Here is a 15,503-nt window from a genome sequence, read left to right on the forward strand (position 1 = left end):
GCCGTGACCGGATCAAGAGGAGCCGCCCAGTGACCAGTCGTGTCACCTTCGTCTCGCCCGCGACGAACGCGTCGCTGCGTCAGGCCCGTTTCGACGACAGGGGTTCGATCGACGCCGCCGGGCAGGCCCGGGCCCGGGGCGCGGCCGGAACCCTGCCCGCCGTCGCGCGGGTCGTCACCTCTGCGAGCGTGCGCTGCCGGGAGACGGCGGCCGCGCTAGGTCTCGACGCGGCGCAGTCGGCGGAGACAGCCGAGCTCGCGGGGCTGGACATGGGGCGCTGGCGGGGCCTGACGCTCGCCGAGGTCGGCGCCGGTGAGCCGGAGGCGGTGGCCCGCTGGCTCGCCGATCCCGCGTCCGCACCCCATGGCGGGGAGTCCGTCGAGGAGTTGTGCGGGCGGGTGCGGCGTTGGCTGGAGACGGCCCAGGACACGGGCGGCCGTACGCTCGCCGTCGTCGAACCGGAGGTCGTACGAGCCGTGGTCGTCCAGGTGCTGGGGGCGCCCCCGGCCGCCTTCTGGCGGGTCGACGTGCCGCCGCTGACGGCCACCACGATCAGTGGGCGAAGCGGCCGCTGGAACCTTCGGATCGGGCATCCGCTGGACCCGTCCGAGCCGCACACCGACGGCTCATGACGACAAACCCGAGAGTGCCCGCGGACGCCTGCGCGGGCACTCTCGGGGTCGGACCTGTCAGTGCGGGGCGGCCGCCGCCGAGCCCGCGGACACGCCGGCCGGCTTCGGGTGCAGCAGTCGCTCGGCCAGTTCACCGAAGACCAGGCCGAAGCCGGCCCACAACGTGACCTGCATCGCGAGGGCGGAGAGCCGGAACCGCCACAGCAGCGTGGCCGGGAAGTCCTGCGGGACCTCGTTGACGACGGGCAGGAACTCGTACGCCAGCCCGATGACCAGCACGAAGCCGAGGACGGCGACGAGGGTGGCGTTCCAGTTGCCCAGCTTCGGCGCGAGCCGCTTGCCCACGATCACGGCGGCGACCGCGAGAAGCACACTGAGCACCATCATCAGGAAGTACAGGGTGGTGCGCTTGCCGATGGTGTCCGCGTCGCCGACGGACGGCGGGTTGGCCGGATACTTCAGGAACGGGACGACGTACACGGCGAGCAGAGCAGTGCCCGACAGCAGCAGCGCCGTGGCCCGGGGGCCGAAGCGGCCGACACGGCCGAGCGCGAAGCAGTAGGCGAGGGCGGCGATGCCGCCGAACGCCACCCCGTAGAGGAGCACACCCGTGGCCAGCCCCGCGGTGGACTGCAGGCTGCGGGAGACGAGTTCGACCTCGTGCTCGTGACCGGCGGCGTGGGACTCCTCGAAGCCGATGGCGCTGTCGACGTACGGTTCGCCGAGGAAATAGGCGACGATCAGGGCGAGCACGCCGGCGCCGAGGCCGGCGAGCATGCCCCGCACGAGCAGGTTTCTTACCGTTGCGGAGTTCATCGGGGTTGCGGCGTCCCTCAGGTCAGTGGCAGGGGAAGCCGAGGAGGTGGCGGGCGTCGTGCACCCACTCGTGGACGTTCTCGCCGGAGACGACGGAGGTGGCGCCCTGCTCGGCGCCGACGAAGTACAGCAGGACCAGCATCAGGACGCCGAAGAAGACAGCCCACGGGGCGATGTCCTTCAGCGCCAGCTTTGCGGGCACGACGGGGTTGTTGACGGTCGGCTGGGCGACATGCTGGGCCATGGCAGGGCCTCCTCTGGGAGTTCGCGTCCCATCTCGGTGGTGCACAGGACGACGGTCCCGGGTCTGACTCGCGATGCGCCCAGTCGAGAGAGCGCATCGACCACAGTGGCGCGACCGTGCCGGATTCCCACCGGCTTCCGTGATGCCGTCGTCGATATCAGAGCGACGGTACCGTGTGTCGGGTTCATGGCCAATAGCGCCCCACCTGGCGTGATGGCGCTCTCGCCCGCCAAGTGGCCCGCATCACCGCCCCGTACAGCTACGGACCACCGGTTTCCGGTCGGCGGCTATCGCGTCGCCTCGGCCGGCGTGAGGAGCACGAAGTCCGCGTTCGACGGGTCGAGGCAGACGGCCAGCCGGCCGACGCCCTCCGCGTCCGCCGGCCCCATCTGCACGCTGCCGCCGTTCCCGTGGACCTCGGCGACCGCCGCGTCGCAGTCGGCGGCGGCGAAGACCGGGTGCCAGTACGGCCGCCCGTGCGCCAGGGCGAGGTCCTCCTTCGAGACCTCCATGAGGCCGCCCTGCATGCGCTCCTCGGGCTGGCCTGCGGGCGTGATGAGGGTGTACGTGCCTCCGCCGCCCGGCAGTTCCGTGTCGCCGAACTGCCAGCCGAAGACACCGGCGTAGAACTCCTTGGCGGCTCCGGCGTCGCTCGTGTACAGCTCCGTCCAGGACAACGAGCCCGGCTTGTCCGCCAGTTCGAAGCCCGAGTCCTTCCCCGGCTGCCAGACGGCGAACTGGCCGCCCAGCGGGTCGTTGAACTGCGCCATCCGGCCCCAGTCCTCGAGGTCCCGCGTCGGCACCCGCACCGTGCCGCCGCCGCGCTCCACGGCCTGGCTCGTGGCGTCCGCGTCGGTGACGGCGAAGTAGATCATCCAGGCCGAGCGCGCGCCCTCCTCGGTCAGCTTGCCGAGCCCGGCGACGGTCTTGCCGTCCTTGCGGAACATCCCGCCCTGCATCTCCTCCCCCTCGCCCCCCATGGGCTCGTACTCCCAGCCCAGCACCGCGCCATAGAAGTCCGCGGCGGCCCGGACGTCGGGGGCGCCGAGGTCGATCCAGCAGGGGGAGCCGGGAGTGATGTCGGTGGTGATCACGGCGATTCCCTTTCGCAGGTCGCAGGTCCTGTCACCTCAGCCTGACACCCGGCACTGACAATCGCCCGTCGGCAAAGCGGCTCCGGACTGCGGCTACGGGCCCCCGTCTCATGCTCGGGCCGTATCCGGCCGTCCTCCTTGAGGATGACGAGCGGGCGTCACTTGGTGCGTCGGCACCAGGAGGGAGTGCGAGCACGCGCACGATGCCCCGGCGCACCCCCGCAGGCCAGGCTGGTGGTCCACCCGAACCCAGACCTGGAGATCCGTTTCTCGTGGCTACCTTCCTGTACCGGATGGGCCGGACCGCCTTCCAGCGGCGTTGGCTCGTGACGTTGCTCTGGGCGGTGATCCTCGGCGCCGTCGGGTTCGGCGCCGCCAAGGCTCCCGCCGCCTCCGACAACGGCACGTCCTTCATGCCCGGCATCGAGGCACAGAAGGCGTTCGACCTGATCGGAGAGCGTTTCCCCGGCTCGGACGCCAACGGGGCGGGCGCGCGCATCGTGTTCGTCGCCCCCGACGGCGAGAAGGTGACCGCGGCCGGGCACCGCGCCGCCATCGACACGCTCGTGACCGAGGCCGGCGACGAACCCCAGGTCGCCGGCGCCGTGAACCCGTTCACGGCGGGCGCGGTCAGCAAGGACGGCTCCACCGCGTACGCCACGGTGAACTACAAGGTCAAGGCCGCCGACCTCACCGACGCCGACAAGCGGGCCCTGGAGAAGGCCGTCGACGCGGCGCGCGAGTCGGGCCTCACGGTCGAGGTCGGGGGCACGGCGCTCGCCGAGCAGCCCGCGGCGGGCGGCTCCTCCGAGGCCATCGGCATCGCGCTGGCCGCCGTCGTCCTGCTGATCACCTTCGGTTCCCTCGCGGCCGCCGGTCTCCCCCTGCTCACCGCCGTCATGGGCGTGGGGATCAGCATGGCCTCGATCATGGCCCTCGGCAGCACCTTCGGTCTGTCCCTGACGACCGGGACGCTCGCGACGATGCTGGGACTGGCGGTCGGCATCGACTACGCCCTGTTCGTGGTCTCCCGCTACCGGGAGGAACGCGCGGGCGGCCACACACCGCGCGAGGCGACCGGCCGCGCCGTCGGTACGGCCGGTTCCGCCGTGGTCTTCGCAGGCCTCACCGTCGTCATCGCGCTGGCGGGCCTGTCGGTGGTCGGCGTTCCCATGCTGACCAAGATGGGCCTGTGCGCCGCGGGCGCCGTGGTCGTCGCCGTCCTGATCGCCCTCACGCTGGTCCCCGCGCTGCTCGGCATGTGGCCGGACGCCGTGCTCTCGCGTCGGGCGCGCAAGGGCGGTCGCCCGGCTCGGCCGACCGACAACGGCGGCTCGCGGTGGGCGCGGTTCGTGCTGCGCCGCCCGCTGACCGTGCTGCTGGTGTGCATCGCGGGCCTGGGCGCCCTGGCCCTGCCGGCCACGCACCTGGAGATGGGCATGCCGGGGGCGGAGTCCAAGCCCGTCTCGTCCACGGAACGGCGCGCCTACGACGCGCTCGCGGACGGCTTCGGCGCGGGCTTCAACGGGCCGCTGACGATCGTGGCGGATGTCAGGGGAGCGGACCACCCCAAGGCGGCCGCGACCCGGATCGCCCGGGAGATCGGCGCGACCCGCGGCGTCGAGTCCGTGTCCCCGGCGCGGTTCAACGAGGCCGGCGACACCGCGCTCTTCTCGGCGGTGCCCGCCACCGGCCCCAACGACGAGCACACCAAGGACCTCGTCCAGACCATCCGCGCCGAGCGCGCGGGGCTGGAGCGCACGACGGGGGCGACGTTCGAGGTCACCGGCAGCACCGCGATGGACATCGACGTCGCCCAGGCCCTGCAGGCCGCCCTCGTGCCCTACCTGAGCGTCATCGTCGCGCTCGCGCTGCTCCTGCTGCTGGTGGTGTTCCGTTCCGTGCTCGTGCCCGTCAAGGCGGCCTTCGGGTTCCTGCTGTCGGTGCTGGCCGCCCTCGGCTCGGTCGTGGCGGTCTTCCAGTGGGGCTGGGGCGCGCAGCTGCTCGGCGTGGAGCAGACCGGTCCGATCATGAGCCTGATGCCGATCTTCCTGGTGGGCATCGTGTTCGGCCTGGCAATGGATTACGAGGTGTTCCTGGTGGCCCGGATGCGCGAGGCGTACGTCCACGGGGACCCGGCTCCCCTGGCGGTCGTCACCGGTTTCCGGCACAGCGCGCGGGTGGTCGTCGCGGCGGCGGTGATCATGATCGCGGTGTTCTCCGGGTTCGTCGGCGCCGACGAGTCGATGATCAAGACGATCGGTTTCGGACTCGCGGTCGCGGTGCTGTTCGACGCCTTCGTGGTCCGTATGGCGCTGGTGCCGGCGGTGCTGGCCCTGCTCGGCGACAAGGCGTGGTGGCTGCCCCGGTGGCTCGACCGGCTGCTGCCGCACGTGGACGTCGAGGGCGCCGGGCTCACCGCCTCGCGGGAGCACTCCGCCGCGCCGGCGGGCAACGAGCCCGCGCCGCAGGAACCGGCCCGTCTCTGAGCCCCGTGTCCCGTGCTCCCGTACTCCCGTACTCCCGTACTCCCGTACGGTCATGCGGCAGGTCGCGGCGCCGCGGACAACGGCGCCGCGACCTGCGGTGTGTGAGCATGAATGTCCTCGACACCCTTCTCCCGGAGCGTCATGAACACCAGCTGGCGGCGTCGAGCGGCGACCCGTCCGAAAGCCGTCGAGGCGACGGCGTTGGTCCTGTTGTTCGCTCTCACGGTCGCCGGTGTCCTCCTCACCCGGACGGTGATGGCAAAGACACCGGCGCTGTGGCCCGGCGTCGCGCTCGCCGCCGTCGGGTGCGGCGCGCTGGTCTGGCGCCGTGACCGCCCCCTGTACGTCCTCGCCACGGCCCTGCTGTGCACGATGGCTCAGGCGGTGCTGGGCTACCTCCTGACCCCGGGGGTGATGGGCCCGCTCCTGGTCGCGCAGTACGCCACGAGCGTGCGCCGTCCCCGCCGCATCAGCTGGAACAGCGCGCTGGCGGCCACCGCAGGCATCGCCGTCACCGGCCTGTTCGTCCCGTCGTTCCTCCACTCGCCGATCCTCGCGATCGCCAACCCGGCGGCCTGGGTGCTGCTGTCGGCGGCCGTCGGCGCGTATGTCCGGGTGCGCCGCGAGTACGCGGTGGCCCGTGCCGAGCACGTGGACCGGCAGCGTGAGGAGGAGGCGCGGCACCGGGTGATCCAGGAACGCATGCGCATCGCCCGGGAGCTGCACGACGTGGTCGCCCATCATCTGACGCTGGCCGACGCCCAGGCCGGCACCGCCGCCCATCTCTCCCGGACGGACCCCGGCAAGGCCTTGGAGATCATCGTGAAGCTGCCGGAGACGACGGCCGCGGCGCTGCGCGAGCTGAAGGCCACCGTGGGGTTGCTGCGCGAGGACACCGACGCGGCGGACGAGCTGGCTCCCGCCCCGGGGCTGGGACAGCTGCCCGAGCTGGTGGACGGCTGCTCGGCGGTCGGCCTGGAGGTGACGGTCACCGTCGAGGGAGAGCCGCGCCGCCTCAGCCCCGTCCTCGACCTCACGGCGTACCGGATCATCCAGGAAGCCGTCACCAACGTCACCAAGCACGCCGCGACCCGCACCGCACAGGTCCGGCTCGTCTACACCCCCCGCTATCTGACCCTGACCGTCACCAACGACACCACCGGCGACCGCCCGGCGGCGCCGACCGCTCCCGGCGGCGGCTTCGGTCTGCTCGGGATGCGCGAGCGGGCCACGTCCGTGGGCGGCACCTTCCACGCCGGCCATCGCCCGCAGGGCGGCTTCGAGGTCGCCTGCGCCCTTCCGCTGCGCAACGACGACGGCGACACCGAGGACAGCCCCGACGACCGCGATCCCGAAGGCCCTCTCTCATGACCATCCGCGTCCTGCTCGCCGACGACCAGGCCCTGCTGCGGGCCACCTTCCGCATCCTCATCGACTCGGTCGAGGACCTGACCGTCGTCGCGGAGGCCGCGGACGGACAGGAAGCCGTCGACCTCACCGCGATCCACCGGCCCGACGTGGTCATCATGGACATCCGGATGCCGCACCTCGACGGTGTGGCGGCCACCGCCGCCATCTGCTCCCGACCGGAGCTGTCGGACACCCGCATCCTGATCCTCACCACCTTCGAGAACGACGTGAACGTCGCCAAGGCCCTGCGGGCCGGCGCGAGCGGGTTCCTCGGCAAGGGCGTCAGCCCCGACGTCCTGCTGTCGGCGATCCGCACGGTCGCGGCCGGCGACTCCCTGCTCTCCCCCACCGCCACCCGCACCCTCATCACCCGTTTTCTGGCCACCCCGGACACCGAGGACTCCCTCGCCCTGCCCGATGTCCTCAAGGCGCTCACCGACCGCGAACGCGAGGTGATGGCCCTGGCCGCGCACGGCCGGTCGAACGCCGAGATCGCCGTCGAGCTCGTCCTGAGCCCGCTGACCGTGCGCAGCCACATCCAACGCGCCATGACCAAACTCCATGCCCGCGACCGCGCCCAGCTCGTCGTCATCGCCTACCAGAGCGGGCTGGTCAAACCCCCTCCGCAGCAGGGCAGTTGAGGTGGATGGCACCGACCGGTCAGACCGACTCCGGTGCCGTTGTGCGCAGTTGGCGACGGGCGGCGGCGAGCAGGGCGCCGAGGTCGTCGGTCGAGCGGACGCCGCCGAAGACGTAGTGGTCGGGTCGGGCCAGTACGGCCACGCATGACTGGCGGCGCAACCAGCCGTCCAGGACGGGCTGTTCCTCGCGGTACTCGTCCGCTCCGGCGGGCGCGGCGCCCCGGGCGGCGTCCACGAGACGGACGAGGCGGAGCGGGAAGCCGCCCTCGACGGCGTGGGCGCGCAGGGCGGACTCGGCCGCGGCCGGGTCCGTGTCGTGCCGCAGCACCAGCCGGAAGGAGCTCCCGGTGAACTCGTCGAGCAGTGCGGGGCCGGATCGGGCGTCCGTCACCCTCGGCTGCGGCAGGAGGTCGCCGCGCGCGGGGAACCCTCGCGGCGCGAGGAAGCCCGCGCGCAGTCCGGGGATCAGTGACTGCCGGACGGTGCCCTCGGGCCGGGCGGCCAGTTCCGCCAACAGCTCGGCGTCGCGTTCGGCGGCCAGGCGGGCGTCGCGTTCGCAGATGACGTGGCCGAACTCCTTCGCCGTGAGGGTGACTTGGCGGACGTGTGGCTCACGCTCCCGCTGGTAGGTGTCCAGCAGGGCGTCGTCGGCTCCGGCGCGCAGACGCAGGGCGAGCTTCCACATCAGGTTGGAGGCGTCCCGGATGCCCTGGCACATGCCCTGCGCGAGGAACGGCGGGGTCATGTGCGCCGCGTCGCCGAGGAGGAACAGCCGCCGCACGCGCCACTGCTTCAGCACCAGGGCGTGGAAGCGGTAGGTGGACGCCCGCCACAGGTCGTACTCCCCGGGATCCAGCCAGCGCGACAGCAGGGCGCGGATGACGTCGGGGTCGGACACGTCCTCGGGCCGCTCGCCGGGGTTGATCATGAACTCCCAGCGGCGGTGGTTGCCGGGGCCCACGACGAAGGTGCTGGGCCGGGCCGGCTCGCAGTACTGGACGTTCGTCCGGGGCAGCCCGGCGCCGGCGCCGGGGCGCAGGAGCAGGTCCACGACCAGCCACGGCTGGTCGAACTCCAGGTCGTCCATCCGCAGGCCGAGGCGCCTGCGCGACGGGCTCGCGCCGCCGTCGCAGGCCAGCACGTACCGCGTGCGCACCGTGCGGGGGCGGCCTGCCGCGTCGACGACGTCCACGGCGGCGCCGTCGTCGTCGAGGCGCACGTCCGTCACCTCCGTGCCGAGGTGCACGTCGACGCCGTCCGACCGCTGGAGTCGTCGGCGCAGGGCGCCTTCCAGCTGGGGCTGGTCGAAGACGTAGTTGGGGGCCCAGCCGAGGAGGTGGGGCGGGGGCGCGGCGCCGATGCGCTTGATGACCCGTCCGTCGGCGTTGCGATACTCGGAAGGGCGGTACGGCATGGTGTGGTCGGCGATCGCCCCGGCCAGCCCGAGGCCGGCGAAGACGCGCATCGCCTCCTGGTCGAACCCGATGGCCCGGGGCCGCTTCTCGATCTCCGCGGCCCGGTCGAACGCGACGACGCGGAGCCCCAGGTCGTGAGCGAGGTTCGCGGCCGTGGCGCCGACCGGGCCCAGCCCGACGATCACCACGTCGGCGTCGAAGCCCCCGGCGTCGAAGGTGTCAGCGTCGAAGGTGTCAGCGTCGAAGTTCTCGGCGGTGTCGTCATGCTCGGTCACTGCGGCCCCTTCCGACTCCACGGAACGTATTTGTCAAAACCGAGACAGTCAAGGGTCTGACAGTTTTCTTCGGAGGGACGTGATCCGGTCGAACCGGCGCGATGCGCTGGTGGGCCCCCGGTCCCGGATGCCAGAGTCTGGGCCATGGCCATCGACGTCGCCGCCCTCCGCGCCCACTTCCCCTCCCTCACCCACGGCCTCGCCTTCTTCGACGGACCGGGCGGGACGCAGACCCCCGCCCCCGTCGCCGAGGCCGTCACCAGGACGTTGACCGGCCCCCTGTCCAACCGGGGTCTCGTCAGCCCGTCCGAACGCAACGCCGAACAGGCCGTCGCCGACTTCCGCGCCGCCTACGCCGACCTGCTCGGCGTCCCCGCGAGCAGCGTCGTGCACGGGCGCAGCGCCACCCAGCTCACCTACGACTTCTCCCGGCACCTGGCCAAGGACTGGCGGCCCGGCGACGAGATCGTCGTCAGCCGTCTGGATCACGACGCCAACGTGCGCCCCTGGATACAGGCGGCCGAGCACGCCGGGGTCACGGTCCGCTGGATCGAGATCGACGCCGAAACCACGGAACTCGACCTCGACTCCTACGAGCGGGCGCTGTCGCCGCGGACGCGGCTGGTCGCGGTGACGGCGGCGTCGAACGTGCTGGGCACCAAGCCGCCCGTGCGCCGGATCGCCGACCGGGCCCACGAGGTGGGCGCCCTGCTGTACGTGGACGGGGTGCACTTCGCCGCGCACCACCTGGTGGACGTGCCCGCGCTGGGGGCGGACCTGTTCGTCTGCTCGCCGTACAAGTTCCTCGGACCGCACTGCGGTGTGCTCACCGGATCCCCCGGCCTCCTCGAAGCCCTGGAGCCGGACAAGCTGCTGCCGTCCACGAACGCGGTGCCGGAGCGCTTCGAGTTCGGGACGCTGCCCTACGAGATCCTGGCGGGCGCCACCGCCGCCGTGGACTTCCTGGCCGCCATGGACGCGACGCGGACGGCGGGGGCGTCGCGCCGGGAGCGGCTCACGCGGTCGCTGGCGTCCTTGCACGCGCACGAGAACGCGCTGCGCGCCCGGGTGGAGGACGGTCTGCGGGCGCTGGGCGACGCCGTCACCGTCCACTCGAAGGCGCCGGACCGCACCCCGACCGTCCTGATGACCCTGGAGGGCCGGGACGCGCGTGAGGCACAGGCACACCTGGCCGCCCGGGGGGTCGTCGCCCCGGCCGGGTCCTTCTACGCCTACGAGCCGTTCACCGCGCTGAAGCTCCACGACCCCGCGCTGCGGGTGGGACTCGCGCCCTACACCGACGACGAGGACGTCGACCGACTCCTCGACGGCCTCGCCTCGTTCCTCTGACTGCGGCCTCTGACTGCGGCCTCCGCCGACCTCTGCCGACCTCCGCCGGCTTCCTCTCCGCGACCTGCGCCGTTTCCCAGACCTGCACTGTTCGTTTTCTTGAATCGTTCGTGTTTATGAAGTAGGTTCGGCCGCATGACAGCACCCCGTACACCGACCACCGCGGAGGAGCTGCGCGGTGTCGGCCTGCGGGTGACGGCCGCCCGTGTCGCCCTGCTCGAAACCGTCCGCGGCGGCGACCACCTCGGCGTCGAGGCGATCGCCACGGGCGTGCGCGACCGCGTGGGCCACATCTCCCTGCAGGCCGTGTACGAAGCGCTGCACGCGTTGACCACGGCAGGACTGGTGCGCCGAATCGAGCCGCCGGGCAGCCCGGCCCGGTTCGAGGGGCGCGTCGGGGACAACCACCACCACCTCGTGTGCCGCTCGTGCGGCGTCGTCGTCGACGTCGACTGCGCGGTCGGCCACGCCCCCTGTCTGACCGCCGCCGACGACCGCGGCTTCTCCATAGACGAGGCCGAGGTCATCTACTGGGGCCTGTGCCCCGCCTGTTCCACCGCCGGCAGTACCTGACCGCAGCACCCGAGCGCTGCGGTACGTGAGCATGTGATCCGACCAGCCCAGAAGGATTCCCCCATGACCGAGAACCATGATGCGATCGTGACCGAGCCCAAGGCGGCGGAGGCAGGTGGCTGCCCGGTCGCGCACGGTCGCGCGGCGCACCCGACCCAGGGCGGCGGAAACCGCCAGTGGTGGCCGGAGCGGCTCAACCTGAAGATCCTTGCGAAGGACCCGGTGGTCGCGAACCCGCTGGGTGCGGACTTCGACTATGCCGAGGCGTTCGCGTCCCTCGACCTCGCGGCCGTCAAACAGGACATCGCCGAAGTGCTGACCACCTCGCAGGACTGGTGGCCGGCGGACTTCGGCAACTACGGCCCGCTGATGATCCGGATGGCCTGGCACAGCGCCGGCACCTACCGCATCAGCGACGGTCGCGGCGGTGGCGGCCGTGGTCAGCAGCGCTTCGCGCCGCTGAACAGCTGGCCGGACAACGGCAACCTCGACAAGGCCCGCCGTCTGCTGTGGCCGGTCAAGAAGAAGTACGGCCAGTCCATCTCCTGGGCCGACCTCATGATCCTCACGGGCAACGTCGCGCTGGAGACGATGGGCTTCACGACGTTCGGCTTCGGCGGCGGCCGCGCCGATGTCTGGGAGGCCGACGAGGACGTGTACTGGGGTCCCGAGACCACCTGGCTCGACGACCAGCGCTACACCGGCGACCGCGAGCTGGAGAACCCGCTCGGCGCCGTCCAGATGGGCCTCATCTACGTCAACCCCGAGGGCCCCAACGGCAACCCGGACCCGCTGGCCGCGGCCCGCGACATCCGTGAGACGTTCCGCCGGATGGCGATGAACGACGAGGAGACCGTCGCCCTCATCGCCGGTGGCCACACCTTCGGCAAGACCCACGGCGCGGGCCCGGCCGAGTCGGTCGGCGACGACCCCGAGGCCGCGTCCATCGAGCAGCAGGGCCTGGGCTGGAAGTCCAGCTACGGCACCGGCAAGGGCGGCGACGCCATCACCTCCGGCCTTGAGGTGACCTGGACCACCAAGCCCACCCAGTGGAGCAACGACTTCTTCGACATCCTCTTCGGCTACGAGTGGGAGCTGACCCAGAGCCCCGCCGGCGCCAACCAGTGGGTGGCCAAGGACGCCGAGGCGATCATCCCCGACGCCCACAGCGACTCCAAGAAGCTCCCCACGATGCTCACCACCGACCTCTCGCTGCGCTTCGACCCGATCTACGGCGAGATCTCGAAGCGCTTCCACGAGAACCCGGCCGAGTTCGCGGACGCTTTCGCCCGCGCCTGGTACAAGCTGACCCACCGTGACCTGGGCCCGAAGTCCCTGTACCTCGGCCCGGAGGTCCCGGCGGAGACCCTGCTGTGGCAGGACCCGCTGCCGCAGGCCGAGGGCCCGGCGATCGACGCCGCCGACGTCACGGCCCTCAAGGCCAAGATCCTCGCCTCGGACCTGACCGTCTCGCAGCTCGTGTCCGTCGCGTGGGCGTCCGCCTCCACCTTCCGCGGCAGCGACAAGCGCGGCGGCGCCAACGGCGCCCGCATCCGCCTGGAGCCGCAGCGCGGCTGGGAGGCCAACGACCCCGACCAGCTCGCGCAGGTGCTGCGGGTCCTCGAAGGCATCCAGCAGGAGTTCAACTCCGGCGCCAAGAAGGTCTCCCTCGCCGACCTGATCGTCCTCGGCGGTGCCGCCGCGGTCGAGAAGGCCGCCAAGGACGCCGGCGTCGACGTGGAGGTCCCCTTCACGCCGGGCCGTGTCGACGCGACCGAGGAGCACACCGACCCCGAGTCGTTCGCCGCGCTGGAGCCGACCTCCGACGGCTTCCGCAACTACCTCGGCAAGGGCAACCGCCTCCCCGCCGAGTACCTGCTGCTCGACCGGGCCAACCTGCTCACGCTGACCGCCCCCGAGCTGACCGTCCTCGTCGGCGGCCTCCGTGTCCTGGGCGCCAACCAGGGCCAGTCCTCGCACGGCGTCTTCACCAACGCCCCGGGCACGCTGACGAACGACTTCTTCGTCAACCTGCTCGACCTGGGGACGACCTGGTCGTCGACGTCCTCGGACCAGAGCACCTTCGAGGGCCGCGACGCCTCCGGCGAGGTCAAGTGGACCGGCACCCGCGCCGACCTGGTCTTCGGCTCGAACTCCGAGCTGCGCGCGGTCGCCGAGGTCTACGCGAGCGACGACGCGAAGGAGAAGTTCGTGAACGACTTCGTCGCCGCGTGGGTCAAGGTCTCCAACCTCGACCGGTTCGACCTGGTCTGAGCCCGACCGGCCGGATCACGACGTGCGTGATCCGACCGGCACATCCAGCACCACCGAGCACCACGAGCACCGTCCGGGGCGTCCGGCCCGGCCCGCACAGGCCGAGCCGGGCGCCCCGGCGCGTTCCCGGCCGTGTCCGTCGTCCTAGACGCGCGCCGCCAGCCGGGGCAGCCGGGGCGCCGTCCCCGGGATGATCGTGCGCTGCAGGCTCTCCGGGCCCTCGGCGAGACACAGACCGGGGTGGCGGGACAGCAGGGTGTCCAGGGCGATCTCGGTCTGGAGGCGGGACAGGACGGCGCCGAGGCAGTAGTGGATGCCGTGCCCGAAGCCGATGTGTCCCTCGGAGCCGTCGTGCGGGCGGCGCGTGATGTCGAGGCGGTCGGGGTTCTCGTAGACACGCGGATCGCGGTTGGCGGAGACCAGCACGAACTGGACGCACTCGCCTCTGCGGATGTGCGTGCCGCGGAACTCGACGTCCTCGGCGGCCAGCCGCATGCGCACCATGATGTCGGGCCCGCACCAGCGGACGAACTCGTGGACGGCGCTCGGCATCAGGCCCGGGTCGGCCCGCAGGAGCTTCAGCTGGTCGGGGTGGGTGAGCAGGGCGGCGAGGCTGTTCACGACGAGCTGGGCGGTGTTGTCGTACCCGGCCATGACGACGTTGAGGGCCATCGCCACGGCCTCCTCCTCCGTCAGCCGGTACCTGTCCTCGTCGCGGGCGGCGGCGAGGGCGCTCAACACGTCGTCGGCGGGCTCCCGGCGCCGCTGGTCCAGCAGGCGCAGGACGGTGTCGACCACGGCCGGGGAGGACTCCCGCAGCCGGCCGGGTTCCCTCTCCAGGATGTCGTCGCCCCAGCGGCAGAAGACGGCACGGTCCTCCTCTGGAACGCCCGCCAGTTCGCACACGACGGTGACGGCCAGCGGGTAGGCGTAGCCGCCGACCAGTTCCAGGACGCCGTCGGCCGAACGGCGGTGGAGGTCGTCGAGGATCTCCGCGGCGAGCTGCTCCACGCGGGGGCGCAGAACCTGCATACGGCGGGCGTTGAAGCCCCGGCCGACGGCTCCGCGCACCCGGGTGTGGTCCGGCGGGTCGGTGTCCAGGGCCGAGACCAGGAAGTACTTCTGGACCTCCGCCGGCAGGTTCAGCATGTCCACCAGGGTGCGGCGCGGATCCTCCCCGGTGTACCCCTCGATCGCGGCGGGGCTGCTGACGAAGCGGCTGTCGCGCAGCCCGTCGCGGACGTCGTCGTAGCGGGTGACCAGCCACACCGGCTGGGTCTCGGTCAGCCAGCCGCGCACCACGGGACCCTGCTCGCGGACCTTGCCGTAGCCGGCGGCCGGGTCGGCCGTCAGCTCGGGATCGAGGAGGTTCGGCTCTCCGGGCGGACGCGCGGTGCGGGGGGCAGCGGGGGTGGTCGTGTTCGCCATGAGGCAACTCCCTTGTCATACAAGGCTGTTCAGCCGCGCGCCGATGCGGGGAATTCCGTCAGCCGAGCCGGGCGGCGATGTCCGCAACCAGCTGCGCCTCGTGCGGGACCAGGTAGAAGTGGTCGCCGGGGAACGAACGCAGCGTGAAGCGGCCCGGTTCGGTGAGCTCCGCCCACGCGCCGACGGACTGTGCCGGGCAACTGGCGTCGTCCCGGCCCGTGTAGGCGGTGACGGGGGTGCGCAGCGGCACCGGACGGTCGGGGCGGTAGCTCTCGATGAGGCGGTAGTCGGCGCGCAGGGCGGGCAGCAGCAGGTCCCTGAGCTCGGGGATGTCGTAGACCTCCGCCTGGTAGTCGCCGAGGCCCCGCACCGTGGCGAGCAGCGCCTCGTCGTCGCCGTCGACGCCGCCCGCCGGCCGGGCCCGGTGCGGGGCTGCCCGCCCGGAGACCAGCAGCCGCGCCGGACGCAGACCGCGCGCCTCCCACCGCAGCGCCACCTCGTAGGCGACGGCGGAGCCCATGCTGTGGCCGAACAGGGCGAGCGGCAGATCGGTGTACGGAGCGAGGGCCTCGGTGACGGCGTCGGCCAGTTCGCCCATGTCCTCGACGCAGGGTTCGGCCAGGCGGTCCTGGCGGCCCGGGTAGCGCACGGCGAGCAGTTCGACGTCGTCGGGCAGATGCGCGGGCCAGCCGTGGAAGAGGTGGGCGGTGCCGCCGGCGTGCGGGAAGCACAGCAGACGGCGGGCGGCCCGGGGCGCACGGCACCGGTGCACCCGGAACCACCGGTCCGCCGGGGCCCGCCGCTGCGCGGGAAGCGCGGCGGCGGTCGTTCGGTGGGTCGGCACCATGGTCGGACGGTCCTC

13 protein-coding genes and 1 riboswitch are annotated in these 15,503 nt (G+C 72.2%); of the genes, 7 read left to right on the top strand and 6 right to left on the bottom strand.

The genetic code is table 11. From position 1 onward, the window contains the following. Positions 1-29: 29 nt before the first annotated feature. Positions 30-632 carry a histidine phosphatase family protein gene (locus ACZ5SK_RS18485; protein WP_468576297.1) on the top strand — a complete coding sequence of 201 codons (603 nt, stop codon included), beginning with the start codon at positions 30-32 and terminating at the stop codon, positions 630-632. Between the two features lie 57 nt (positions 633-689). Here ACZ5SK_RS18485 and ACZ5SK_RS18490 read toward each other — a convergent pair whose 3' ends face one another. The 3 genes from ACZ5SK_RS18490 to ACZ5SK_RS18500 all read right to left on the bottom strand — a co-directional run bounded on the left by ACZ5SK_RS18490 (position 690) and on the right by ACZ5SK_RS18500 (position 2,786). Beyond that, the gene (locus ACZ5SK_RS18490) at positions 690-1,448 is read right to left on the bottom strand and encodes a CbtA family protein (RefSeq protein WP_334576069.1); all 759 of its coding nucleotides are present in this window, start codon (positions 1,446-1,448) and stop codon (positions 690-692) included. A 22-nt stretch (positions 1,449-1,470) separates the two neighbouring features. Then, a complete protein-coding gene (locus tag ACZ5SK_RS18495; RefSeq protein WP_334576070.1) occupies positions 1,471-1,692 on the bottom strand; it encodes a CbtB domain-containing protein in 222 nt (73 codons plus the stop codon). Between the two features lie 36 nt (positions 1,693-1,728). After that, positions 1,729-1,883, bottom strand: a riboswitch (cobalamin riboswitch). Positions 1,884-1,979: 96 nt separating this feature from the next. Further along, positions 1,980-2,786 (bottom strand): VOC family protein, encoded by an 807-nt coding sequence (locus tag ACZ5SK_RS18500; RefSeq protein ID WP_334576072.1) that lies wholly within the window; start codon positions 2,784-2,786, stop codon positions 1,980-1,982. Between the two features lie 272 nt (positions 2,787-3,058). Between ACZ5SK_RS18500 and ACZ5SK_RS18505 the strand changes: the two genes are divergently transcribed. The 3 genes from ACZ5SK_RS18505 (at position 3,059) to ACZ5SK_RS18515 (ending at position 7,326) form a co-directional block, all read left to right on the top strand. Next, the gene (locus ACZ5SK_RS18505; RefSeq protein WP_334576073.1) at positions 3,059-5,275 is read left to right on the top strand and encodes an MMPL family transporter; all 2,217 of its coding nucleotides are present in this window, start codon (positions 3,059-3,061) and stop codon (positions 5,273-5,275) included. Positions 5,276-5,416: 141 nt separating this feature from the next. Continuing rightward, the gene (locus ACZ5SK_RS18510; protein ID WP_457493741.1) at positions 5,417-6,646 is read left to right on the top strand and encodes a sensor histidine kinase; all 1,230 of its coding nucleotides are present in this window, start codon (positions 5,417-5,419) and stop codon (positions 6,644-6,646) included. Further along, positions 6,643-7,326 (top strand): response regulator transcription factor, encoded by a 684-nt coding sequence (locus tag ACZ5SK_RS18515; protein ID WP_334576076.1) that lies wholly within the window; start codon positions 6,643-6,645, stop codon positions 7,324-7,326. Before ACZ5SK_RS18510 ends, ACZ5SK_RS18515 begins: the two co-directional genes overlap by 4 nt. Positions 7,327-7,345: 19 nt before the next feature. Here the strand turns inward: ACZ5SK_RS18515 and ACZ5SK_RS18520 are convergent, their stop codons facing one another. Continuing rightward, complete coding sequence (locus ACZ5SK_RS18520; protein ID WP_361707309.1) at positions 7,346-9,016, bottom strand: bifunctional 3-(3-hydroxy-phenyl)propionate/3-hydroxycinnamic acid hydroxylase; 1,671 nt, start codon at positions 9,014-9,016, stop codon at positions 7,346-7,348. 144 nt (positions 9,017-9,160) lie between these two features. On the opposite strand from ACZ5SK_RS18520, the gene ACZ5SK_RS18525 reads away from it, so the two are divergent. From ACZ5SK_RS18525 to katG, 3 genes are all read left to right on the top strand, one after another. Then, positions 9,161-10,366, top strand: a complete 1,206-nt coding sequence (locus tag ACZ5SK_RS18525) for a cysteine desulfurase-like protein (RefSeq protein ID WP_334576083.1) — start codon at positions 9,161-9,163, stop codon at positions 10,364-10,366. 135 nt (positions 10,367-10,501) lie between these two features. Further along, positions 10,502-10,939 carry a Fur family transcriptional regulator gene (locus tag ACZ5SK_RS18530; RefSeq protein ID WP_334576085.1) on the top strand — a complete coding sequence of 146 codons (438 nt, stop codon included), beginning with the start codon at positions 10,502-10,504 and terminating at the stop codon, positions 10,937-10,939. Between the two features lie 63 nt (positions 10,940-11,002). Then, positions 11,003-13,213 (top strand): catalase/peroxidase HPI, encoded by a 2,211-nt coding sequence (katG, locus tag ACZ5SK_RS18535; protein WP_457493738.1) that lies wholly within the window; start codon positions 11,003-11,005, stop codon positions 13,211-13,213. A 144-nt stretch (positions 13,214-13,357) separates the two neighbouring features. Here katG and ACZ5SK_RS18540 read toward each other — a convergent pair whose 3' ends face one another. Then, entirely contained in the window at positions 13,358-14,641 is a 1,284-nt protein-coding gene (locus tag ACZ5SK_RS18540) for a cytochrome P450 family protein (protein WP_457493737.1), read from the bottom strand. A 58-nt stretch (positions 14,642-14,699) separates the two neighbouring features. Further along, positions 14,700-15,488: a thioesterase II family protein gene (locus ACZ5SK_RS18545; RefSeq protein ID WP_334576089.1), complete on the bottom strand. Its 789-nt coding sequence runs from the start codon at positions 15,486-15,488 to the stop codon at positions 14,700-14,702. Positions 15,489-15,503 lie beyond the last annotated feature (15 nt).

This window comes from Streptomyces sp. NPDC031474 (genome assembly GCF_055581185.1).

Excerpts from the sequence above, each read along its gene's own strand:
- ACZ5SK_RS18510 (WP_457493741.1), top strand. The coding sequence starts at position 5,417 with ATGAACACCAGCTGGCGGCGTCGAGCGGCGACCCGTCCGAAAGCCGTC.
- ACZ5SK_RS18525 (WP_334576083.1), top strand. The coding sequence starts at position 9,161 with ATGGCCATCGACGTCGCCGCCCTCCGCGCCCACTTCCCCTCCCTCACC.
- ACZ5SK_RS18540 (WP_457493737.1), bottom strand. The coding sequence starts at position 14,641 with ATGGCGAACACGACCACCCCCGCTGCCCCCCGCACCGCGCGTCCGCCC.
- ACZ5SK_RS18530 (WP_334576085.1), top strand. The coding sequence starts at position 10,502 with ATGACAGCACCCCGTACACCGACCACCGCGGAGGAGCTGCGCGGTGTC.
- ACZ5SK_RS18490 (WP_334576069.1), bottom strand. The coding sequence starts at position 1,448 with ATGAACTCCGCAACGGTAAGAAACCTGCTCGTGCGGGGCATGCTCGCC.
- ACZ5SK_RS18495 (WP_334576070.1), bottom strand. The coding sequence starts at position 1,692 with ATGGCCCAGCATGTCGCCCAGCCGACCGTCAACAACCCCGTCGTGCCC.
- ACZ5SK_RS18545 (WP_334576089.1), bottom strand. The coding sequence starts at position 15,488 with ATGGTGCCGACCCACCGAACGACCGCCGCCGCGCTTCCCGCGCAGCGG.
- ACZ5SK_RS18515 (WP_334576076.1), top strand. The coding sequence starts at position 6,643 with ATGACCATCCGCGTCCTGCTCGCCGACGACCAGGCCCTGCTGCGGGCC.
- katG (WP_457493738.1), top strand. The coding sequence starts at position 11,003 with ATGACCGAGAACCATGATGCGATCGTGACCGAGCCCAAGGCGGCGGAG.